Source organism: Halogranum gelatinilyticum, from assembly GCF_900103715.1.
Taxonomy (GTDB): Archaea; Halobacteriota; Halobacteria; order Halobacteriales; family Haloferacaceae; genus Halogranum; species Halogranum gelatinilyticum.
Map to the genome: position 1 here is coordinate 841,028 of NZ_FNHL01000001.1, position 20,102 is coordinate 861,129.

The window sequence follows — 20,102 nt, forward strand, 5'->3', positions numbered from 1 at the left end:
CTTCGGCGGAGCCGCCGCTCTGTCGTCGCGAAGACGGGGAGACGGGGAAAGAGAGATTACCGCTCGTCGCTGTCGAGGACGCGGATCTGGTCGCCACGGACCGTGACCGGAATCGGGACGGTCGCCTCGTAGAGTTCGACCGTCACCTGGTCTTTGCCTTCGTCGATGCGCTGGACGCGGGCCTTCTCGCCCTTGAACGGTCCGGCGATGAGCTCGACGATGTCACCCTCGGCGATGCCCTCCACGTCGGGCGTCGGCGAGAGGAAGTGTTCGACCTCGGCCATGCTCGACTGGCCGGGGACGATACTGCGGGCGTGCGGGATCTCCTCCATGAGCCGTTCGAGGACGGCCGTGTCGTCGGATTCGACCATCACGTAGCTCGTGAGCTGGTCGGGCGCGAGCACGGCGTGAATCTCCGGCTCTTCCTTACTCGCGAGCATATCGGCGACGGTGCGCTCCTGGCTCGCGGTGGTCTTGACGGCGAAGATGGGCATCCGCTCAGACGCCTCCCGGGATGAAGCTCATCACCGCGAAGATCATGAAGCCGAGCAGACCGACAAGGAAGATGCCCGCTCCGGCGATCTTGGCGATCTGGGAGAACTCGTTCCACGAGGGTGTGCTGGCGAGCTTCAGCACCCGCACGTAGCTGGTGAGGTCGTATTTGACGTCCATTGTTAGCGGCTGATAGTACGTCCCGCCTTTTCACTCTATTGAATGTTGGCAGTCGGGTGAGTCGTGGGTCGTCGGATGTTTGGACGTGCGTTCGGTGGTCGAATTTCGGGTGTTGTGAGCGACGGTGTGAGCGGGTCGAACGCCTGTGCTGTCTCTCTCGTGATGGCCGTGAGAACACGGACGTCTCGAAAGCCCACGCGCCACAACGGATACCGAACCTGTCGCTACCAGCACTCGAAAAACAGTCGAAAAGCGGTTTATCGGATTACTCGACGAAGTCGATGTCCTCGCCGCGGCCGCCGGATTCGGCCTGCAGTTCCTCGCTGCGGCCGTAGATCTGCGGCGACTCGACGCCGGTGACGACGATCATCGTCCGCATCTGGCCTTCGAGTTCCTCGTCGATGGAGGTCCCCCAGATGATGCGGGCGTCCGGGTCGATGCGGTCGTAGATCTCCTCGACGACACCCTCGGCCTCCTCGATGCTCATGTCGGAGCCACCCGTCACGTTGACGAGCGCGGAGTTGGCGCTGGAGATGTCGACGTCGAGCAGCGGCGAGCGGAGTGCCGACTTGACCGAGTCCTGCGCCTTCGACTCGGAGTCGGACTCGCCGAGTCCGATCATGGCGACGCCGCCCTTCTCCATGACGGTGCGGACGTCGGCGAAGTCGAGGTTGACCAGCCCGGGCTTCGTGATGAGTTCGGTGATGCCCTTGACCGAGCGCATGAGTACCTCGTCAGAGACCTTGAACGCCTGGCGGACCGGCAGTTTGCCGACCGCATCGAGCAGGCGGTCGTTCGGGACGACGATGACCGTGTCGGCGACGTCGCGAAGCCGTTCGAGACCGGCCTCGGCGTTGGTCCGTCGGACCTCACCCTCGGCGGTGAACGGCGTCGTGACGATGGCGATGGTGAGCGCGCCCGACTCGCGGGCGGCCTTTGCGACGACCGGCGCGGAGCCGGTACCCGTCCCCCCGCCGAGTCCGGCGGTGACGAAGACCATGTCCGACCCCTCGATGGACTCGTGGATCTCCTCTTGGCTCTCGATGGCGGCCTCCTCGCCGACCTGCGGCAGCGACCCGGCCCCCCGGCCCTGGGTCTTCTCCTGGCCCATCAGGATCTTCGTGTCCGCCTGGATGTTGACGAGATGTTGGACGTCCGTGTTGGCGGCGACGAGCTTCGCGCCGTGGATGCCCTCTTGGGCCATCCGGTCGACCGTGTTGCCACCGGCCCCACCACAGCCGACGACGGTGATGTTCGTCTGGAGGTCCTGCAGGATGTCCTGCAGTTCGTCGTCTGTCATCTTCCCCGTCCGTTTCGGGGCGTCGTTCGCCTCGGGATGTCCGGCTCCGTCCCCGTTTTGAACCGGCCCATCCTCCGTCTCTTCGGCCTCAGTGATTGCATCCTCGACGAGAGAGTCCATATTATGCGCAGGGTTTGTTGAGGCTCCCTAATTATCTTTCTCCCTAGCGTCAGACGGATGTATGACGATTGTTCCGAACGAGAAGCTGCGCAGATAACTCGTCAGATAGCTGGCGAGATATCTCTGTCTGGCGGTTTGTGTCGTAACAAGCGGGTCGAAACAGGGTCTCAGACGGGAAATCGGTGGGTCTTGTCGGTCCGTACCTCTTCGGGCGGAATCTCTCGCCCACCGACCTCGACCGGCTGGCCCGCGGCCAGCTTGCCGAACGCCGGTCCTTCCGAGACGCCGAGCGTCGCGGCCTTCTCGGGGTCGAACGCCGACTCGTGGGCGACGACGGCGTCCGCCTCGCGCTCGACGCGCTCGTACTTCCCGCGCAGCACGTCGGCCACCGCGTCGACCAACGCGTCGTAGGCCGCCTCGTCGCGGACGGCGGCCCGCCCCGCCGCGCGCGACCCGGTGTGGACCGTCTCGAAGGCGACGGTGTTCGCCTCGACGGCCGCCCGCGTCGCCTCCGCGTCGGTCCCCTGGGCGTCTTGCAGCAGGTCGGTCGGGAGGTCGACGACGACGAACTCGTCGAACGTATCAAACTCCTCGGACGCTCCCTCCGCGCGGCTCCCGTCGCCGAACCGCAGCCCCTCGTCGACCGTCGACAGCGCGGCCTCCAACTCGGCGACGAGGTCGAGCGGCCGGTCGTCGACCGTCCGGACCCACGTCTCGGAGACGACGCGGTAGCCCAACTCGTCGACGACGGTCTCCAACTCGGGCTTGTCGCCGTCGACGACGGCGTGGCTGGCCGCGCTCTGCTCGAAGACCTGCGCGGCGACGTCGCGGTTCGCCTCGACGTCGCCGAGTTCGTCCAGCTGCCAGTCGGCGGCGATGTGGCCGACGGCCCAGGCGGTCTCGCGGACGAGCCGCGTCGGCCGGGGGACGTAGTGGCCGCCGCCGAAGCCGACGAGATGGCGGTCGCCGCCCGCGAGGTCGGCGTCGACACCGTCGACCGAGAGGACAGACGCTGCGACCGCGCGGGCACCCTCGGGGTCCTCCCACTGACTCTCGTCGCTGCCGAGTTCGACGAACAGCGAGGGGACGCCCAGCTCGCTCGGGCCGTGGTGGGTACATTCGATGCCGACGTCGTAGCGGTCGGGCGCGTGTTCCTCGAAGGCCGCCACGAGTTCCTTCTGGACGTTCGGACAGGCCCGCGCGAGCGAGGCGTCCTCGCCGCCGTACTTCGCCCCGCCGAAGTTGCCGGTGAAGTGCGCCGTCAGGAGCGGGCCGGTGTCTCCCGAGTGTCGCGAGACGAAGAACACGAGATCGGGGTCGTCGAAGGCCTCGTCGACGCCGTCGAGTTCGACGTGGATGCGGTCGAAGGTCCGCAGTTCGAAGGCCGGGTCGCCGGTGCCGTCGTCGCCGGTGCGGTAGACGGTCCCGCCGCCGTCGCCATCGGCACGGGAGTCGTCGGTGTGTTCGGTCCAGTCGGCGAGCTCCAGGAGACAGTCACCGATGTGTTCCGATGCGTGGTCGGCGCGGCTGACGACGATGGCGATCACAGTGGTGTGTCGACGGTCGACGCGCTAAAACGAGTCGGTATCGACTAGTCGCCCCGGTCGAGTTCTGCCGCTGTCGTCCCGCGGATGTTGGCGACGGTGATACGGCTGACTTCCTTGATGTCGTCGATGCGGGTCGCGAACATCGCGAGGCCGATGACGAGGTAGACTGCGGTGTAGGCCATGAGCACCCAGAACGTGTCGAACTCGGGGGCGGTCCGGATGAAGTAGAACTCCACGAGCACCTGAGAGGTGAACAGGACGAGGATGGCGAGTGCCTCGCGGACGGTGATGCGGAAGTTGATGAGCACGGCGAGCGCGAAGAAGCTCTGGGCCGCCGTGAGCCAGATCTCCCCCGCTTGCTTCCGGTCGAACGGGAGGACGCCGTACTGGCCGAGTGCGAGGCTGTAGACGACGACGAGCGTCCCGATGAGCAGCGTCCACTGGTTGAGCTTCGAGGAGATGAGCGCGTTGAACGCCGCGGTCGACCGCGCCTTGTTGACGAGGTAGGCGACGACGATGAGTTCCGGGCTCTCGCTGGCCAGCGGCGCGACCCACTGAATCATGAAGAACGGCGGGATGCCGATGCCCTTCCCGAGTTCTTCGAGACCGTGGGCGAACGGCTCGACGGCCGTGAAGATGAGAAAGCCCGAGAAGGCGAAGAGCGTGAGCACCGTCAGGACGCGGAGGAGCTTCGGTAGCTGCTGGAGGCGGGAGGGGACGCCGACGTGCGCGCTCGTCTCGCCGACGTCGCCGCGGATGATGATGGCGATGTAGGTGACGTAGATGCCGACGAGGACGACCATGTCGAGGCCGTCGATGCCGCCGCCGAGCGGGACGAAGAAGGCGAAGACCGTCGCTGCCGTGAGAAAGAGGATCTCCGTGGCGATGCTGCGGTCGAGTTTGACGGCGTTCGTGAGGAAGCTCTTCCCCTCGACGACGGCGGTGTCCTCGGTCTTGCCAGCGCGCCAGATGGAGAACAGCGCGATACCGGACCAGCCGAGACCGATGAGGATGCGGTTCGCGCCGGTCATGTTGGCGACCGCGAGGTTCGCGGCCTCCTGCCCGGCGAGCGTCCCCGCCTGTGACCCCGCCTGCCAGGCGTAGAGCGCGTCGACGGCGTACTCCGGGGCGACGGCGAGGACGGCGAGGACGGCGAGGGCGAACGCCCGGGGGACGTCCTTTTCGGCGGTCTCGGCCCCCCACGCGAGGAGGAAGGAGGCTCCGAGGACCGCCAGCCCGCTGACGCCGACGGTCGTCAGCGTGGCCGTGGCGGGCAGCTGGTGGGTGCCGGTGGCCCAAAACAGGAGCCACGGCACGGTGAGGAGGACGGCTCCGACGAGTGCCGAGAGCGGGTGGCGAAGCACAGAACTCATGGCTGGCCGGACACGAGCGAGCCGGGTATCTGTTCCGCTTCTGCTACCGACCGTCTGACACGAGTGACCGGTGACTGTCAGACTGTGAGTCGACCGGCAAAATCACGGGCAGGGCGGGCGGTTTATGCCACCGCCTCGCCTGCACCGACGTATGCAGGTCTTCGGTCTCGTCGGCAACCCCGTCGGCCACTCGCTGTCGCCACCGATGCACGAGGCGGCCTACGAGGCGCTCGACGTGGACGCTCGCTACGTCACCTTCGAACCCGACACGGACGCCATCGGCGACGCCATCAGTGGCGCGCAGGCACTCGGCATCACCGGGCTGAACGTCACCATCCCGTTCAAACAGGACGTGCTCGACCTCGTCGAACCCGACCCGCTGGCCGCCCGTATCGGCGCGGTCAACACGGTCGACTTCACCGGCGAGCGGGTGCGCGGCTACAACACGGACGCCGGGGGCGCGCGTCGGGCACTGGAACGCCACGACGTCGCGCTCGACGGGGCGGACGCCGTCGTCGTCGGCGCGGGCGGTGCGGGCCGCGCCATCGCCTTCGCGCTCGCGGACGCGGGGTCGGCCGTCCACGTCGCCAACCGTACGGTCGAGACGGCCGAGTCGCTGGCGGCGTCCGTCGCTGCGAGCGAGGACGTCGACGCCGACGCAGTCACCGCAGGCGGGCTGGACTCGTTGGACTCGACGGTGCCCGAGGCGTCGGTTCTCGTCAACGCGACGAGCGTCGGGATGGAGTCCGCGGAGACGCCCGTCCCCGCCGACCTCCTCCACGCCGACCTCGCGGTCATGGATGCGGTGTACTCCCCGCTCGAAACGAGACTGCTCCGCGATGCCGACGCGGCCGGTGCGACCACCGTCGACGGCGCGTGGATGCTGTTGTATCAGGGAGTGGAGGCGTTCGAACGGTGGACCGGACGGGACGCTCCCGTCGCAGAAATGAACGACGCGCTTCGGTCGCGGCTCTGAGCGGCCGTGGCCTTTTAAATACCGGGCACACTTACTGTCACCTAATGTCACTACTCGACACGATAAAATCCCTACTCGGATTGAACGGATCGTCGTCCGAGCAGCGTCGGGACACGAGCGTCACCGTCGAACGCGACACGCGGACGGAGCGAGAGGAAGTTGACGCCGAGAGCGAAGCAGCGGTCAAAGGAACAGCGGACGACGCGAACGAAGCGGACGACGCGGACGAGGAAGCTGCCGCAGCCGAGACGGACGCCGCAGCCTCCACCGAGTCGGTCGTCGACGAGGCGTCCGAGGCCGAGGAGGCCGCAGAACCCGCCGAAGCCGCCGTGGGTGCCGACGCCGGTGCCGCCGAGGAGTCCGAGGCCACCGAGGTCGACGACGGCGAGGCGGTCACCATCGAGGACGCCGAGTCCGTCGACGAGGCCGACGAGGTCGAGGGCGCGGCGGCCGAGGAACCGGCGGTCGACGACGAGGAAGCCGAAGACGCGGAGAGCGACGAAGCGTCCGAAGCCGACGAGACAGACGAGGAGAGCGAAACGGTCGACGAGCCGATTGCGACCGAGACCGACGCCACGGCCTCGACCGAGTCGATGGTCGACGAGGACACCGAGCCGGTCGAGTCCGCCGAACCCGCCGAAGCGGCCGGACCGGAGGCAGAGGACATCGCGACCGACGTCGAGGACGTCTCGGTCGACGAGGAGAACGAGGGCGATGCTGACGAAGCCGACGAGAGCGAGGACGCGGACGACTCTCCCTCGGTCGATACGGTGAAGGGTATCGGTCCGGCCTACGCCGACCGCCTCGAAGCCGCGGGCATCCACACCGTTGCGGATCTCGCGAACGCCGACGCCGCCGAACTCGGCGAGGAGATCTCCGTCTCCGAGAAGCGCGTCGGCCGCTGGATCGACCGCGCACGCGACGAGTAACCCCCGGGTTCGCCGTCTCACACCCCCGGTTTTCGTCGTCTCACACACCACCGATTTTTCTTGCAGACTCACGCTGTCAGCCCCCGGACAGCATCGCGAAACCGTTACCTGTCCGTATCGCAACTCCACGGATATGACTACACCCACCGTCGTCACCGACCGGGCGGCGTTCCGGGCCGTCGCCGCCGAGGCATCGGCTGGCGCACGCGTCCCGGTCGAGGTACGCATCTCGGTGGCGGACCCGTTCGACGCTTACCGTCGCGCCCGCGACGGACCCGGCGGGGTGTTTCTGGAGACCACCGGCGGCCGGAGCGGTTGGGGCTACTTCGCCGTCGACCCCGTCGAACGGCTGCAGGTCGGCTCCGACGCGGTGCTCGCCGACCCCGACGCGCCGGGCCACGGCGACTTCGCTCGCCCCTCGCCGTCGCTTGCGGCACTCGACGGTCTGCTCGCGGGCGAGACGCTCGTCCGCGGCGACTGCGACGTTCCCTACCCCTGTGGCGCGTTCGGCTGGCTCTCGTACGATATCGCCCGCGAACTCGAATCACTCCCTGCACACACCGTCGACGACCGGGGGCTGCCACATCTCCAGGTCGGCGTCTACGACTGCGTGGCTGCGTGGGAGGAGCCAAGGGGAGAGAAGACGACACTGCGTATCACCTGTTGTCCGCGCGTCGACCCGGACGACGACCTCGACGCCGTCTACGACGCCGCCGTCGCCCGCGCGAGCGACCTCGCCGAGTCGGCGACGACGGGTGACCCCGACGCAGGCGCGCCGCCGGTCGACGCCGACGAGGCGGAGTTCGTCAGCGATTGTGGCCGGGCGGTCTACGCCGACCGCGTCCGGCGGGTCAAGGAGTATATTCACGACGGCGACACCTTCCAGGCCAACATCGCCCAGCGGCTCGTCGCGCCCGCCGCGGTCCACCCGGTCGACGCCTACGCCGCGCTCCGACGGGTCAACCCGGCACCCTACTCTGGCCTCGTCGAGTTCTCCGGGCCGGGCTGGACGGGCGGCATCGACCTCGTGAGCGCGAGTCCGGAACTCCTGCTCGAACGCGACGGCGACCGGCTCCTGACCGAACCCATCGCCGGGACGCGCCCCCGCGGGAAGACGCCGGAAGAGGACGAGGAGTTGGAGGCCGACCTCCTCGGCAACGAGAAGGAGCGCGCCGAGCACGCGATGCTCGTCGACCTCGAACGCAACGACCTCGGGAAAGTGTCCGAGTACGGCTCCGTCGAAGTCACGGACTACCGGCGCGTCGACCGCTACTCCGAGGTGATGCATCTCGTCTCGCTCGTCGAGGGAACCCTGCGCGACGACGCCACCCTCGCCGACGCCGTCGCCGCGACGTTCCCCGGCGGCACCATCACCGGCGCGCCCAAACCCCGGACGATGGAGATCATCGACGAACTCGAAGCCACCCGCCGCGGCCCCTATACCGGCAGCATGGCCGTCTTCGGCTTCGACGGCCGCGCGACGCTGAACATCGTCATCCGGACGCTCGTCCGCTGGCGCGACCAGTACCATCTCCGGGTCGGCGCGGGCATCGTCCACGACTCGGACCCCGATGCGGAGTACGACGAGACGCTAGCGAAGGGCCGCGCGCTCGTCAACGCCATCGACGAGGCACTGGGCGACCGCGGCGACCTCCGCGTCGAGCACGAGGAGGCCAGCCCGTGATTCTCGTCGTCGACAACTACGACTCCTTCGCCTACAACCTCGTGCAGTACGTCGGCGAGGTGGCCGACGAGGTGGTCGTCCGCCGAAACGACGCCATCACCGTCGACGCTATTCGACAGTTGGACCCCGACGGCATCGTCGTCTCGCCCGGCCCCGGCACCCCCGAGGACGCGGGCGTCTCGATGGCCGTCTTCGCCGAGTTGGACTATCCGACGCTCGGCGTCTGTCTCGGCCACCAGGCACTGTGTGCGGCACTCGGCGCGCCCGTCGGCCACGCGCCCGAGGTCGTCCACGGCAAGCCCTCGACCGTCGTCCACGACGGTCAGGGCCTCTTCGCGGGGCTTCCCGAGCGGTTCGAGGTCGGCCGCTACCACTCGCTGGCGGTCGAACGGGAGGACCTCCCCGACGAGCTGGTGGAGACGGCTTGGACCGACGACGACCGCCGGGTCGTGATGGGCGTCCGCCACCGCCACAAACCCCACGTCGGCGTCCAGTTCCACCCCGAGAGCATCCTCACGGACGCCGGAAAGCGGATGGTCCGGAACTTCGTCGACGGACTCGCGGTGTCGCCGTAGTCGGCACCGACGCTCCCCACACGAACCCTTTTGACGGATGACGGAGCCAGCCCGGTCCATGCACTGACCATCGCCACGGGGCTGTCCGCGACTGTGCGACACGCCGCCCCGTGCGTCGACACGCCGTCGCCTGTTTGCTCTCCGAAGGTTCATGCAGCCGTAGCTGGTACTCTGTCTGAATGCGGCTGGACGACTACATCGAGATGGAGGTCGACGAGGCGGCGAACCGCCGCAAGATGGTCGAGGAGAAATCCTACACCATCCTCGACGAGCTGGAAGCCTTCGAGGGACGCTTCGACGACGCCGTCCAGGGCGACACCGTCGTCGGCAGCGTCTCGCCCGCCATCTTCGTCGGCCGCGCCAACTATCCGAACGTGTCGACGGGTATCCTCTCGCCCGTCGGCCACGAGGACGACGCCGCCCGCTTCGAGACGAGTGCCGCGTGGTACGACGAGGGCGTCAGCATCGACGACGTCTTCCAGCGACGGACGAGCCTCCTCAACTCCAACCGGTCGGCCAGCGTCGAGGTCGGCCGCGACGCGAACGTCCACGACGCGTGGGACGGCTTCGTCGGCACCCAACGGGAGGTCGCCATCGCCGACCGGCCGGTGAGCGTCGAGATCGGTCTGGACAGCCGCCCGGACCTCGACTTCGACGTCTCGGCACAGGACGTCGCGACCCCGACCGGTCCCCGAGCGCGCGCCCGGTCGGCCGACCTCGGCGAGAACCCTCACGTTCCTGTGGCTGTGAAGAAGACGCTCGAAGACGACGACTGGCAAGCTCAGGGGGCGATGAACTATCTCTACCGCCGCGGCTTCGACGTCTACGACATCAACACCATCCTCTCCGCTGGCGCGCTCGGTCAGGGCGAGAACCGGCGGCTTGTCCCGACCCGGTGGTCCATCACCGCCGTCGACGACACCGTCGGCCAGTTCGTCCGCGGGACCATCCGCGACGCGCCGAGCGTCGACACCGTGCAGGTCTGGCGCAACGAGTATCTCGGCAACGCCTTCTGGGTGATTCTCGCGCCCGGAACGTGGGAGTTCGAGCTGGTCGAGATGAAGGCACCCGGCAGTATCTGGAACCCGGATGGCGAGAAGCTGTGGCTGTCGAGCGACCGCGAGGGCTTCGAGGGGCGGACGAGCTACGTCGACGAGACGGCCGGGGCGTACTACGCGGCCCGGCTGGCCGCGCTCGAACATCTCTCGGACGTCGGTCGGCAGGCGAAGGTGCTCGTCCTCCGACACGTCTCCGACGCCTACTGGGGACCGGTCGGCGTCTGGCAAGTGCGAGAAGCGATCCGCCACGCATTCGAGGGAGAACACGGCGAAGCCGAGACGTTCGCGGACGCCGTCCGCGAGGTCGCGACACATCTGCCCGTGTCGGTGGGGGACCTGCGCCGGAAGTCCGCGATGGTCTCGGGGCTTCAGGCGAACCTCACGGACTTTCTCTGACCGCACAAAACTGGTGGATGTTGTCTGCGGGTAGCTACTCGGCCGCGTCCAGGTTCGAGATTGCCTTGTCGACGAGCTTCCCTGTCTCGGCGATGATGTCTGCCATCTCGTCGTTGTCGGGCGCGAGCCCGACGAGTCGGCCGACACGCATGATGCTCACGTGGTAGACCGTCTGGACGCCCGGCTCCTCCTCCCAGACGACGACGTTGCAGGGGAACAGCGCGCCCATCTTCCCGTCCGAGGCGGTGAGAGCCTTGTCGGCCATGTTCGGGTTACACGCGCCGAGGACGTAGTAGGGGTCGCGGTCGGCGTCGACCTTCTCGTTGAGCATCTCCGAGGGGGAGAACTCCGTGGCGACGCCGAAGCCAGCATCGGTGAACGCCGTCCGGACGTGTTCGATGGCTCCCTCGTGTTCCATGTGCAGTGTTGCACGCTCTTCACCGATATCGCCGCTCTCCAGTGCCGTCGGGTCGATGGGTAGTGCCATAACTATCCGTTAGGTGGACGGACACAAAAGGGTCCGGTAGTGTGCGCTCTCCGAACAACAGCACTTGTCGTCCGCAGCCGGGAGCTTCAGCCAGCGCGTGTTCGGTCTGGTCGGTCTGGTCGGTCTACTCGGTCTACTCGGTCTGGACCGGACCGGCACCGACGACGTCGTGGACGGCGTCCATGAACGTCTGCCGTTTGTCGAAGTAGGTCACGTCGATCTCGGCGAGGATGTCGGCGAGCGTCTGCGGGCCGTCCGGGGTGCGGACGACGGCGTCGCCTTCCTTGCGCTCGATGAGGCTCTTCTCCTGGGGCCAGGTGAGTCGGGAGGCGACCTGTGCCAGCGGCGCGCCCTCGACAGTCTCTCCAGCACCGAGTTCGACGGCCGGCGCGTCGTCTTCCGTGTCCTCGTCAGCCATACCCGGCGGTTTGCGAGCACCGACATTAATGGCTTCGGACCGTCGGTGCGGTCCGACACCGACGCTCACGTCGCTCCGAGCGTGTCATGCACTTGTCTGACGCACTGTTTTGTGTAGTGGTTACATACTCGTGCGCATGACCAGTCTCTCCGAGGCCTACGACACTGCGGCGGGGCAGAATCCCGGCCGCCTCTACCTCGGCGTGACGCTGTTTCTCGTCGGTGCCCTCTTCGTCATCGCGGGAATCGTCGTCACGACGACGAACGTGCTCCAGCCATCCCTCAACGTCGCCGAGGTGCGGCTCTACGGCGGTGTCCTCGCCGGCGTCGGCGTTCCCGCCGTTTTCCTCGGCGTCTTCACCGTCCTCCCGTCGGGACGGCAGACCCGTGCGGCCGCCGTCATCGGCGCGAGTATCTCGTTGCTCGGCGTCGCACTGTTCTGGCACGCGTATCCGTGTCAGTGGATCGGCGCGAACTGTGGGCAGGACCTGACGAACCTCACGCTGCCCACGGTCGGCGTCTACTTCCTCGGCACCATCACCACGTTCTGGTGTCTGTTCGTGGGTGCAGCGAACTTCAAGACCCGCAACGACCCCGGTGGCACGGTCAAGATGGAAGTCACTCGCCAGGGTGAGACGAAGGTCATCGAAGTCCCGGCGGCACAGGCCAAGTCCTTCGGCGGTGTCGGTCTCTTCGGCAACGAGCCGGATGGCGAAGTCGAGACGCAGACGGCGGGGTCGAACAAGTCGACGCAGTCGACTGGCTCGTCGTCACGGTCGTCACGGTCGTCGCGGTCGTCGTCCCCACAGCCCTCGTCACCGACGAGTGCGACCGTCAGCGACGGTGGCGCGGCCGACACCGACATCCGTTCGCCGTTGGACGAGACGGGCGACGCCGAAGTCATGACCACCGAGTCGCCGAAGCAGGCACCGAGTCGCGGCGACGCCTACTGCGGGAGCTGCGCACACTTCCAGTACGTCCGCGGCGACAGTGGGATGGTCCCGTACTGCGGCTACCACGAGGAGGTCATGGACGACATGGCCGCCTGCCAGGAGTGGACCGGGCGGAACCAGCAGTAGCTCGCCGTACTCACCAACGAGAGACATAGAGCGTCCCAACGCTACAGGTTTTCCAGTCGTTCTCTGACGTCGTCCCAGTGGCTTCCCTTCCAGAAGAACTGCCCACAGTCGCGACACTGCCAGACGAGACCGTCGTCGGGTGCGTACTCCGGCCGAGGTTCGCCGTCGTCGACGGCCTCGACCGGGCCGTTACACCGCCCGCAGTACGCCGGTTCGTCGTCGAGTTCGAGGACGAACCCCACCGCCCGAAGCTCGCGGAGCTGGTCTGTCACCTCGCGCTCGGTGAGGAGGAGCGAGTCGCTCGCACGCGACGCCAGCTGTCGGTCACGGGTGAGGAGTAGCCGCCCCTCGTCCGCGACGACGTCGAGCACCCGCTCGTCGGCTTCGGCGTCGCGGTCCAGAGCGTAGGCCGCGTCGTAGCCACACATCCGCAGGTAGGTCGCGAGTTTGCCGAGCATGACATCGAGGAGGAGCCGCGGGCGGCCGTCGGCGTCGACGGGACGCTCGCCCGGCTCGCGCATCAGTGCAGGAACTCCCGCAGGCCGTCGACGTCGCGGGTGTTCAGCACGTCGGCCGCCTCGGCCCAGCCGCGACGGGCGGTGTGAACGCCGTAGCGCGTGAAGTCGAGCGTCTCGGGTCGGTGGGCGTCGGTGTTGACCGCGATAGTCGCCCCCGCTTCGACCGCGGCGCGGACGCCAGCGTCGTTGAGGTCGAGTCGGTGGGGGTTGGCGTTGACCTCCAACGCCGTCCCGTGCTCGACGGCCGCCTCGGCGACGCGCTCGTAATCCAGTTCGAGACCCGGACGGCTGTTGATGAGCCGCCCCGTCGGATGGCCGATGATGTCGACCGACGGATGTTCGATGGCGCGGACGATTCGGTCGGTCGCCGTCTCGCGGTCCTGTCCGAGCGCGCTGTGGGGCGAGGCGACGACGAGGTCCAACTCGGCGAGCAGGTCGTCGGCGACGGAGACGCCGCCCTCGTCGTCGATGTTTGCTTCGACGCCATGTAAGACGGCGATGTCGGCGTCGGCGGCGACCTCGCTGACGGCGTCCATCTGTTCGCGCAACGTCTCGTCGTCGAGCCCGACGCCACCGACCATCCCCGGTCCCGTCGCGTGGTCGGTGACGACGTGGTAGTCGTAGCCCCGCTCGGCCGCGCCGGCGACCATCTCCGCGATGGTGTTGTTGCCGTCGGACCAGTCGGTGTGAGTGTGGAGGTCGCCGCGGATGTCGTCGAGGGCGAGCAGGTCCGGCAGATCGCCGTCTCGGGCCGCTTCGATCTCGCCGGTATCCTCGCGGAGTTCCGGGGAGACGAGCGGCAGGTCCAACGCGGCGTACATCTCCTCCTCTGTCTTGCCGCCGACCCGCGTGCCCGCTCGCTGGTCGCTCGCGTCCTCCACGTCGGAGACGTCGAAGATACCGTACTCGTTCATCTTGAGGTCGCGGTCGATGGCGAGGTTCCGAAGGTGGACGTTGTGGTCCTTGCTCCCCGTGAAATACTGGAGCGCGGAGCCGAACTCGTCGGGGACGACGACCCGGAGGTCGACCCTGATGCCCCCGGCTCGGACGCTCGCCTTGCTCGTCCCGGCCTCGATGGTCGTGTCTGCCTCGGGCCACTCGGTGAAGGCGTCGACGACCGCTTCACCCGACTCGCTGGCGACGAGCACGTCCACGTCGCCGATGGTCTCCTTCCACCGGCGGATAGAGCCCGCGACGTCGGCGCGGTCGACGGCGTCCACGTCTCGGAGATAGTCGAGCACGCCGTCTGCCAGCGGCCGGGCGTCGCCGAGGAGTTCGCGCTCGCGGGATTGGCGGGCGAAGGGAATGTTCTCGAGGATGTTCTCCTCCGTCTTCGCACCGTAGCCCTTGATCTCCTGTATCTCGCCCGCCTCGGCGGCGGCTTCGAGTTCGTCGAGCGTCGTGATGCCCAGTGCCTCGTAGAGGTCGCCGACCGTCTTCGGCCCGACGCCTTCGACGCTCGTCAACCCCGCCATGTCGACGGGGAGTTCCTCGCGGAGGTCCTCCAGTTCTCCGATCGTCCCGGTCTCGAAGTATTCGACGACCTTGCTGGAGATGGCGTCGCCGACGCCCGAGATCTCCTCGACTTCGTCCTGTCCCTCGGCGGCCAACTGCTCGATGGGCTTCGGATACTCGCGGATGTTCTCCGCTGCACGGCGGTACGAGCGCGGTTTGTACTCGACGCGCTGGGCGTCCAGCAGGTCCGCGAACTCCTCTAAGAGAGTGGCGACCTCGTCGTTCCGGCTCATCGACGGATGCCCTTGTTCTTGCCGTCGCGGCCGAGTGCCTTGTTCAGGAATTTCATCCACCGCTTCTGGTCGGCCGCCTCCTGCACCTGTGCCTCCTGTTCGAGGTCGACCGGCCGGAGCTGGTCGAGCGCGTTCAACGCCCGGTCGATGCCGATGATGCTCTCGACGAGCTGCTCGCCCTCCTCGTAGCTCACCTCGTTGTCCTCAATCTTCGACAGCCGCTCGACGCGCTCGCGCCGGAGGTTCTTCTTCGCCTCGTCGACGCGCTCGCGCTCACCCGACGGGATGGTGTCGCGACGCTTGATCTCGAAGACGAACTTCTGGAGGTCGACCGGGTCGCCCTGCACCTCTATCTCGTCGGGGATGGACGCCCCGATGGTGGCTCCCTCCTTGTTCGCCCGTTCGAGGAGCTGTTTCCGCTCGAACTCTTTCACGGTCGGAGTTGGGTCGGTTCGCACTTTGCTCCTTCGCCGCTAGATGGCTGGTGAGTTTTTGCGGAGGGTGATTCACCCCCTACGACTTCGGGTACTGTTCGCCTGAAAAGCCCTCGCGCTCTCGGGGTTCCCGCGACTGGCGAGACCACAGGTCTCGCTGCCTCCCGTTCGCTTCGCTCACGGGAGACTCGGTGCGCTCCTCGCTCGTTTCTCTCGCTCCGGTGCTTCCGTCGTCGGGGGACCACCGAGAACACTCGCCCTTTCAGTCCGCCAGGCCCGCACAGCACAGCCCCGCACCCCGCCGACCCTTCCCCATGAGACCGCGCACGAGGCGCGGTCAGTGCCCGTTGACCGGTTAGCCGGTCGCATCTACACGGTTAGGCGCAGAAAGCCTATAATCGAGCCGTCGCTATCGACTGGAAATGCTCCTCGCGGCAGTCGAAGCCTTCCTCCGGGACTGGCCCTATCTGACGCTGCTCATCCTCCTCGGCGTCGCGGCCGTCTGCGCCGGGCCGTCGATTCTCGCGCGGACGGTGGGCGTCCGTCGACTCTCCCCGGCGGAGACCGAGACACTCGCGGGCTACGGCGTCCCCGTCGACGACATTCGCGTGCTCGGAGCCCGCGGTGCAACACCGACCGCCTTCGCCGTCGGCGTCCTCCCCGGCCACCGCCACGTCTGCGTGACCGAGCGACTCGTCGAAACGCTCACGGCCGCCGAACTCGCCGCCGTCGTCACCCACGAGCGCGGCCATCTCCGGCGATACCACGTCCTCCCGCGCATCGGTCTCCCGGTCGTCTTCGTCGTTGGCTGGGCCGCTGCCGTCAGTGCCGGGGTCGCGGGCGCGTTCCTCGGCGGTCTCGCGCTCGTCGCCCCCGTCACCCTCGCCTCGTTCGGTCTCTCGCGCTGGACCGAACACGATGCGGACGCCTACGTCGTCCGTCACGGCGGCGGGCCAGCACTCGCCGACGCGCTCGACCGACTCGTCCGCGACGGCCACCTGCACCGCGACGAAGCCGGACTTAGACGATTGCTCTCGCGCCATCCGACGCTCGCAGAGCGCGTGACCCGGTTACGTGGGACGACGCGGTCGGCACGGCCACGACGACCCCGCGAGAACTCGGGTGACTAAGCGACGTAGATGGTAACTGCGAGAAGAAACTCCGTCGCTGCCGTTCAGATAACGCCCGTCGCCGTCGCCACCTCGATGGCAGCTTCTTCGGTAATGCCGTCGCCGAGGATGGTGTAGCGGTCGCGGATGGTGTGCGCCGTCGTCAGTGCCTCGATGACTTCTTGATCGCTCACACCCAACTCGCTCGCCGTCGTCGGTGCGTCGATGCTGGCCAACGCGGCGCGGATGTCCGACCACTGGCCCTTCTCGCCCGAGTGGAGGAACTCGGTAATGATGGAACCGACGCCGACCTGGTGGCCGTGGATGGCCTTGCCGGGCGCGATACGGTCCAGCTGGTGCGAGAAGAGATGTTCGGCTCCGCTGGCCGGCCGCGACGACCCGGCGATGGACATGGCGACGCCCGAGGAGACGAGTGCCTTCGTGACGATCCACGCCGACTCCTCGTGGCCCTTCTTGATGGAGTCGGCACTGTCGACGAGCATCTCCGCCGTCAGCTCCGAGAGCGCGCCCGCGTACTCCGAGTATTCGACGTTCTTCAGCCGGTGGGCGAGCCGCCAGTCCTTGACAGCGGTATAATTGGAGATGATGTCCGCACAGCCGGCGGTCGTCAGCTCCCACGGTGCCTTCGCGAGAATCTCCGTGTCGGCGACGACGGCCAGCGGCGGGTCGGCGGCGACCGAATGGCGGGTGTCGCCCTCGGGAATCGACGACCGGCCGGAGACGATGCCGTCGTGGCTCGCGGCGGTCGGGACGGCGACGAAGCCGAGGTTCAGGTGATCCGACGCCATCTTCGCGATGTCGATGGGCTTGCCGCCGCCGAGTGCGATGAGGTAACCCGCGTCCTCGCGTTCGGCGGTGTCGATGACGCGCTCGATGGACTCGAAACTCGCCGTCTCGACGACCACGGTCGCCGGGTCGTCGGCGGCGAACTGCTCCGTCACGCGGTCGCCGGCCAGCTCGTTCGGCGTCGGACTGGTGACGACGAGCGGTCGGCCGGAGAGATACAGCTCGTCGACCGCCTCGCCCAACTGGTCGAGGACGCCGTGGCCCACGAGGACGTTCCGTGGCAGTTTGATCCACGTCGATTTATCGAACATATCCGGTGGTCACGCGCGACCGTTGAAACCCTTTCCCGTCGGCGGTGTCGTTCGCTCACACCAGCGACGTCGCCGCGTCCCAGAGAAACACCACGCCGAACCCGCCGAGCACCAGCGCGCTCAGTCCGGCGACGACCGGTGCAAAGGACTCTACCCGCCGCTCGGCGGTCACGAGTGCCGCCGGGAAGCCGGTCGCCCAGAGCGCAATACCCCCAAAAAAGCCGACGATGAGTGCCGGGCTGCCCGTCTCGACGACGAGCAGTCCCGCGAGGTCGGCACCGACGTAGGGCGTCTTGGCGAGCACGTCGACGCGACCCGGTTCGAGCAGGCCGACGCCGATGGTGAGCCAGAAGAGGATCTGGTAGGGGTTCGTCAACGCGAGCACGAACGCCTTGCGGAAACCCGTGCTCTCCTCCTCTAACTCCGCTAACTCCTCGTCGGCGCGGAAGGTCCCCTCGACCTCCTGGGCCGCACCGTAGGCGAAGTAGAGCATCAGGAGACCGCCCGCACCGACCATCAGTGCCTGTATCGTCGGAAACTGTTCGACGAAGGCGACGACGCCCAAGAACGCGAGGACGAAGAACGTCGCGTCGGCGGTGAACGCCCCGAAGCCAGCCTTGACGCCGGCGTTCCAGCCGCGGACCACGGACTCCTCGGCGATGACGGCGTTCATCGGACCCGGCGGGGCGGCGAGTGCGAGTCCGAAGACGACGCCGGCGAGCGCGGAGCCGAGGAGTCCAGCCATGTCTCTGAGCGACGACAGGAACCGTGAAAAACGCCTCGGTCCGGCGGTTGGCCGTGCAGTCGGGTGGATGGAAGTACGGGAGACAGAGAGCGTCCGAGTCAGTCCGCCGAGTCAGCCATCGACCACCGGTAGGCGTTCCGGGCGAGATACAGGCCGACCGTGAGAACGATCAGTTCGGTCAGGGCGACCGCGATGTCGAACTCGATTGAGGGCGCACCGTCGAACATCGCCGGAGGCGACTGCCAAATCACGTACGCCTGGTACGACATCGCGACCGTCGTGAGGAGAATCACTCCGACGACGAGGAGTCCCGCTCGCCGAACTGTCGGAGGTGGAGACCAGTTCATAAACCGACACTCAAACGCCCGAAAGATAGTGTTTTCGAGGTGACGTCACGCCACCGAGAGCACCGCGTCGGCTACGGAGCCGACGACTGTCTCCCAGACCGAGAAGCCGGTCGTCAGCGCGAGCACCGTGTCGGCGGCGAAGAAGGCGAACAACGCCGCCGCAAACTGGTGGGCACGCTCGAGGTCGAACCGGTGGGAGAACCGGTGGAAGAGGTAGGCGTTCGCGAGGCTGACCGGGATGATGGCGAGCATCTCGCCGACCCAGATGGCCGGGCTCGCGCCGTACTGGATGGCGAGCCCGATGGTGACGAGCTGGGTCTTGTCGCCGAACTCGCCCACGGCCATCATCACGAAGATGGGGAGGAAGCCGCCCGCGGCGTTAGAGAGGTCGTAGCCCGCGACCGTCGGCAGGTCGATGTCGGGCGACGTTGCGAGTCCACCGTCGGTCTCGGCCGCGACTTCGCTGGGGGTGGCGTGGTCGTCCGGGGCGGAGCGCCACAACAAGACGGCGAAGACGGCGAAGAGGAGCGCGGAGACGCCGTCGAGCACCGCAGAGGGAAACGCGGTCTGGAGTGCCTCACCGAGCCAGATTTCGAGGGCCGTCCAGCCCGCGAAGGCGGTACCCGCGGCACTCACGACGACGAGCGGGCTGTAGCGCGTCGATAGGCCGGCGATGATGAACTGGACCTTCTCGCCGGGGAGGACGGCGAGTTGGGCGACGAAGGCGACGACGACGATCTCGGCGAAGCTGACCATCCCTCGTTAGGCCCCGTTGGCCTCGGCGGGTGTCGACTCCTCGTGCTCGTCGGGTGCGTCGCTCACGCGGATGGACGCGGCGACTGCGTCGGGAAGGCTCTGCTCGTGTTCCTCGCCGACGGCGCGGACGGTCACCATCCCGAAGGGGGCGACGTCGACCACGTCGAGGGTCGTGCCGGGGACGACGCCCGCGGCTTCGAGATACTCCAACTCCTCGTCGTCGCGGTCGCTGACGCGGGCAACGACGACGCGGTCGCCGACGTCGTGTTCGCTCAACGGCGTGGTGTCGTCGTGGCCCAGCGGTTCGAGGTCGGCACCGGGGATAGGGTCGCCGTGGGGGTCGACCGTGGGATTGCCGAGCAGGTCGGCGACCCGCCGCTCGAACTCCTCGCTGATGTGGTGTTCGAGCCGGTCGGCCTCCTCGTGGACCTCGCTCCACGAGTAGTCGAGATGTTCGGTCAGATAGGCTTCCAGAAGGCGGTGGTGTCGCAGGACTTCGAGCGCGACCGTCTCGCCCTCGCGAGTCAGCTCGACGCCCTTGTACTTCTCGCGGTCGACCAGGCCGCGCTCTTCGAGCTTGCCGAGCATACTCGTGACCGTCGGCGGCGTCTTGTCGAGATAGTCGGCGATGTCGGAGGTCGACACCGGCGGGCCGTGTTTGCTCTGGAGGGTGTAGATCGCCTTCAGGTAGTCCTCCATCACGTCGCTCAACAT

At 67.4% G+C, this 20,102-nt stretch carries 22 protein-coding genes; 7 read left to right on the forward strand and 15 right to left on the reverse strand.

Annotated elements, in window-relative coordinates:
- Positions 1–56: 56 nt before the first annotated feature.
- The 5 genes from BLR57_RS04335 to BLR57_RS04355 form a co-directional block, all read right to left on the reverse strand.
- Entirely contained in the window at positions 57–494 is a 438-nt protein-coding gene (locus BLR57_RS04335) for a transcription elongation factor Spt5 (protein WP_089694489.1), read from the reverse strand.
- Positions 495–498: 4 nt separating this feature from the next.
- On the reverse strand, positions 499–672 hold the full coding sequence (locus BLR57_RS04340) for a protein translocase SEC61 complex subunit gamma (RefSeq protein ID WP_089694491.1): 174 nt from the start codon (positions 670–672) through the stop codon (positions 499–501).
- Between the two features lie 265 nt (positions 673–937).
- Positions 938–2,092, reverse strand: a complete 1,155-nt coding sequence (gene ftsZ / locus BLR57_RS04345; RefSeq protein ID WP_089694493.1) for a cell division protein FtsZ — start codon at positions 2,090–2,092, stop codon at positions 938–940.
- A 167-nt stretch (positions 2,093–2,259) separates the two neighbouring features.
- Positions 2,260–3,639 carry a D-aminoacyl-tRNA deacylase gene (locus BLR57_RS04350; protein WP_089694495.1) on the reverse strand — a complete coding sequence of 460 codons (1,380 nt, stop codon included), beginning with the start codon at positions 3,637–3,639 and terminating at the stop codon, positions 2,260–2,262.
- Positions 3,640–3,683: 44 nt separating this feature from the next.
- Entirely contained in the window at positions 3,684–5,012 is a 1,329-nt protein-coding gene (locus BLR57_RS04355; RefSeq protein WP_089694497.1) for a sodium:calcium antiporter, read from the reverse strand.
- A 151-nt stretch (positions 5,013–5,163) separates the two neighbouring features.
- Between BLR57_RS04355 and BLR57_RS04360 the strand changes: the two genes are divergently transcribed.
- The 5 genes from BLR57_RS04360 to nreA all read left to right on the forward strand — a co-directional run bounded on the left by BLR57_RS04360 (position 5,164) and on the right by nreA (position 10,630).
- Positions 5,164–5,988, forward strand: a complete 825-nt coding sequence (locus BLR57_RS04360) for a shikimate dehydrogenase (protein ID WP_089694499.1) — start codon at positions 5,164–5,166, stop codon at positions 5,986–5,988.
- A 44-nt stretch (positions 5,989–6,032) separates the two neighbouring features.
- On the forward strand, positions 6,033–6,917 hold the full coding sequence (locus tag BLR57_RS04365) for a DUF4332 domain-containing protein (protein WP_089694501.1): 885 nt from the start codon (positions 6,033–6,035) through the stop codon (positions 6,915–6,917).
- Between the two features lie 133 nt (positions 6,918–7,050).
- Entirely contained in the window at positions 7,051–8,601 is a 1,551-nt protein-coding gene (pabB, locus tag BLR57_RS04370; protein ID WP_089694503.1) for an aminodeoxychorismate synthase, component I, read from the forward strand.
- Complete coding sequence (locus BLR57_RS04375) at positions 8,598–9,176, forward strand: anthranilate synthase component II (protein ID WP_089694506.1); 579 nt, start codon at positions 8,598–8,600, stop codon at positions 9,174–9,176. The genes pabB and BLR57_RS04375 overlap by 4 nt, the downstream gene beginning before the upstream one ends.
- 179 nt (positions 9,177–9,355) lie before the next feature.
- The gene (gene nreA / locus BLR57_RS04380) at positions 9,356–10,630 is read left to right on the forward strand and encodes a DNA repair protein NreA (protein WP_089694508.1); all 1,275 of its coding nucleotides are present in this window, start codon (positions 9,356–9,358) and stop codon (positions 10,628–10,630) included.
- A gap of 34 nt (positions 10,631–10,664) precedes the next feature.
- Here nreA and BLR57_RS04385 read toward each other — a convergent pair whose 3' ends face one another.
- Both BLR57_RS04385 and BLR57_RS04390 read right to left on the reverse strand, forming a co-directional pair.
- Positions 10,665–11,117 (reverse strand): DUF302 domain-containing protein, encoded by a 453-nt coding sequence (locus tag BLR57_RS04385; protein ID WP_089694510.1) that lies wholly within the window; start codon positions 11,115–11,117, stop codon positions 10,665–10,667.
- Between the two features lie 133 nt (positions 11,118–11,250).
- A complete protein-coding gene (locus BLR57_RS04390; protein ID WP_089694512.1) occupies positions 11,251–11,535 on the reverse strand; it encodes a DUF5789 family protein in 285 nt (94 codons plus the stop codon).
- 136 nt (positions 11,536–11,671) lie between these two features.
- Between BLR57_RS04390 and BLR57_RS04395 the strand changes: the two genes are divergently transcribed.
- Positions 11,672–12,613 (forward strand): cell division protein CdpA domain-containing protein, encoded by a 942-nt coding sequence (locus tag BLR57_RS04395; protein ID WP_089694515.1) that lies wholly within the window; start codon positions 11,672–11,674, stop codon positions 12,611–12,613.
- Between the two features lie 41 nt (positions 12,614–12,654).
- Here the strand turns inward: BLR57_RS04395 and BLR57_RS04400 are convergent, their stop codons facing one another.
- From BLR57_RS04400 to BLR57_RS04410, 3 genes are read right to left on the reverse strand one after another with little or no spacing between them, the layout of a single operon-like run.
- Positions 12,655–13,134: a Mut7-C RNAse domain-containing protein gene (locus tag BLR57_RS04400; RefSeq protein ID WP_089694517.1), complete on the reverse strand. Its 480-nt coding sequence runs from the start codon at positions 13,132–13,134 to the stop codon at positions 12,655–12,657.
- Positions 13,134–14,879, reverse strand: a complete 1,746-nt coding sequence (gene polX, locus BLR57_RS04405) for a DNA polymerase/3'-5' exonuclease PolX (RefSeq protein WP_089694519.1) — start codon at positions 14,877–14,879, stop codon at positions 13,134–13,136. Before polX ends, BLR57_RS04400 begins: the two co-directional genes overlap by 1 nt.
- Positions 14,876–15,313: a DUF5788 family protein gene (locus BLR57_RS04410; protein ID WP_089695516.1), complete on the reverse strand. Its 438-nt coding sequence runs from the start codon at positions 15,311–15,313 to the stop codon at positions 14,876–14,878. The genes polX and BLR57_RS04410 overlap by 4 nt, the downstream gene beginning before the upstream one ends.
- 422 nt (positions 15,314–15,735) lie before the next feature.
- Here BLR57_RS04410 and BLR57_RS04415 point away from each other — a divergent pair, with 422 nt between their 5' ends.
- Positions 15,736–16,443 (forward strand): M48 family metallopeptidase, encoded by a 708-nt coding sequence (locus BLR57_RS04415; RefSeq protein ID WP_089694521.1) that lies wholly within the window; start codon positions 15,736–15,738, stop codon positions 16,441–16,443.
- A 44-nt stretch (positions 16,444–16,487) separates the two neighbouring features.
- On the opposite strand, the gene BLR57_RS04420 is transcribed toward BLR57_RS04415, so the two are convergent.
- From BLR57_RS04420 to BLR57_RS04440, 5 genes are all read right to left on the reverse strand, one after another.
- Positions 16,488–17,540, reverse strand: a complete 1,053-nt coding sequence (locus BLR57_RS04420) for an NAD(P)-dependent glycerol-1-phosphate dehydrogenase (protein WP_089694523.1) — start codon at positions 17,538–17,540, stop codon at positions 16,488–16,490.
- Between the two features lie 55 nt (positions 17,541–17,595).
- A complete protein-coding gene (locus BLR57_RS04425; RefSeq protein ID WP_089694525.1) occupies positions 17,596–18,285 on the reverse strand; it encodes a LysE family translocator in 690 nt (229 codons plus the stop codon).
- Positions 18,286–18,383: 98 nt separating this feature from the next.
- Entirely contained in the window at positions 18,384–18,632 is a 249-nt protein-coding gene (locus BLR57_RS04430) for a hypothetical protein (protein WP_139173274.1), read from the reverse strand.
- Positions 18,633–18,677: 45 nt separating this feature from the next.
- Entirely contained in the window at positions 18,678–19,388 is a 711-nt protein-coding gene (locus BLR57_RS04435) for a TMEM165/GDT1 family protein (RefSeq protein ID WP_089694530.1), read from the reverse strand.
- A 6-nt stretch (positions 19,389–19,394) separates the two neighbouring features.
- Positions 19,395–20,102, reverse strand: a complete 708-nt coding sequence (locus BLR57_RS04440) for a metal-dependent transcriptional regulator (protein WP_089694532.1) — start codon at positions 20,100–20,102, stop codon at positions 19,395–19,397.

Excerpts from the sequence above, each read along its gene's own strand:
- BLR57_RS04335 (WP_089694489.1), bottom strand. The coding sequence starts at position 494 with ATGCCCATCTTCGCCGTCAAGACCACCGCGAGCCAGGAGCGCACCGTC.
- BLR57_RS04340 (WP_089694491.1), bottom strand. The coding sequence starts at position 672 with ATGGACGTCAAATACGACCTCACCAGCTACGTGCGGGTGCTGAAGCTC.
- ftsZ (WP_089694493.1), bottom strand. The coding sequence starts at position 2,092 with ATGGACTCTCTCGTCGAGGATGCAATCACTGAGGCCGAAGAGACGGAG.
- BLR57_RS04355 (WP_089694497.1), bottom strand. The coding sequence starts at position 5,012 with ATGAGTTCTGTGCTTCGCCACCCGCTCTCGGCACTCGTCGGAGCCGTC.
- BLR57_RS04360 (WP_089694499.1), top strand. The coding sequence starts at position 5,164 with ATGCAGGTCTTCGGTCTCGTCGGCAACCCCGTCGGCCACTCGCTGTCG.
- BLR57_RS04365 (WP_089694501.1), top strand. The coding sequence starts at position 6,033 with ATGTCACTACTCGACACGATAAAATCCCTACTCGGATTGAACGGATCG.
- pabB (WP_089694503.1), top strand. The coding sequence starts at position 7,051 with ATGACTACACCCACCGTCGTCACCGACCGGGCGGCGTTCCGGGCCGTC.
- nreA (WP_089694508.1), top strand. The coding sequence starts at position 9,356 with ATGCGGCTGGACGACTACATCGAGATGGAGGTCGACGAGGCGGCGAAC.
- BLR57_RS04385 (WP_089694510.1), bottom strand. The coding sequence starts at position 11,117 with ATGGCACTACCCATCGACCCGACGGCACTGGAGAGCGGCGATATCGGT.
- BLR57_RS04390 (WP_089694512.1), bottom strand. The coding sequence starts at position 11,535 with ATGGCTGACGAGGACACGGAAGACGACGCGCCGGCCGTCGAACTCGGT.
- BLR57_RS04395 (WP_089694515.1), top strand. The coding sequence starts at position 11,672 with ATGACCAGTCTCTCCGAGGCCTACGACACTGCGGCGGGGCAGAATCCC.
- BLR57_RS04400 (WP_089694517.1), bottom strand. The coding sequence starts at position 13,134 with ATGCGCGAGCCGGGCGAGCGTCCCGTCGACGCCGACGGCCGCCCGCGG.
- polX (WP_089694519.1), bottom strand. The coding sequence starts at position 14,879 with ATGAGCCGGAACGACGAGGTCGCCACTCTCTTAGAGGAGTTCGCGGAC.
- BLR57_RS04415 (WP_089694521.1), top strand. The coding sequence starts at position 15,736 with ATGCTCCTCGCGGCAGTCGAAGCCTTCCTCCGGGACTGGCCCTATCTG.
- BLR57_RS04420 (WP_089694523.1), bottom strand. The coding sequence starts at position 17,540 with ATGTTCGATAAATCGACGTGGATCAAACTGCCACGGAACGTCCTCGTG.
- BLR57_RS04425 (WP_089694525.1), bottom strand. The coding sequence starts at position 18,285 with ATGGCTGGACTCCTCGGCTCCGCGCTCGCCGGCGTCGTCTTCGGACTC.
- BLR57_RS04430 (WP_139173274.1), bottom strand. The coding sequence starts at position 18,632 with ATGAACTGGTCTCCACCTCCGACAGTTCGGCGAGCGGGACTCCTCGTC.
- BLR57_RS04435 (WP_089694530.1), bottom strand. The coding sequence starts at position 19,388 with ATGGTCAGCTTCGCCGAGATCGTCGTCGTCGCCTTCGTCGCCCAACTC.
- BLR57_RS04440 (WP_089694532.1), bottom strand. The coding sequence starts at position 20,102 with ATGTTGAGCGACGTGATGGAGGACTACCTGAAGGCGATCTACACCCTC.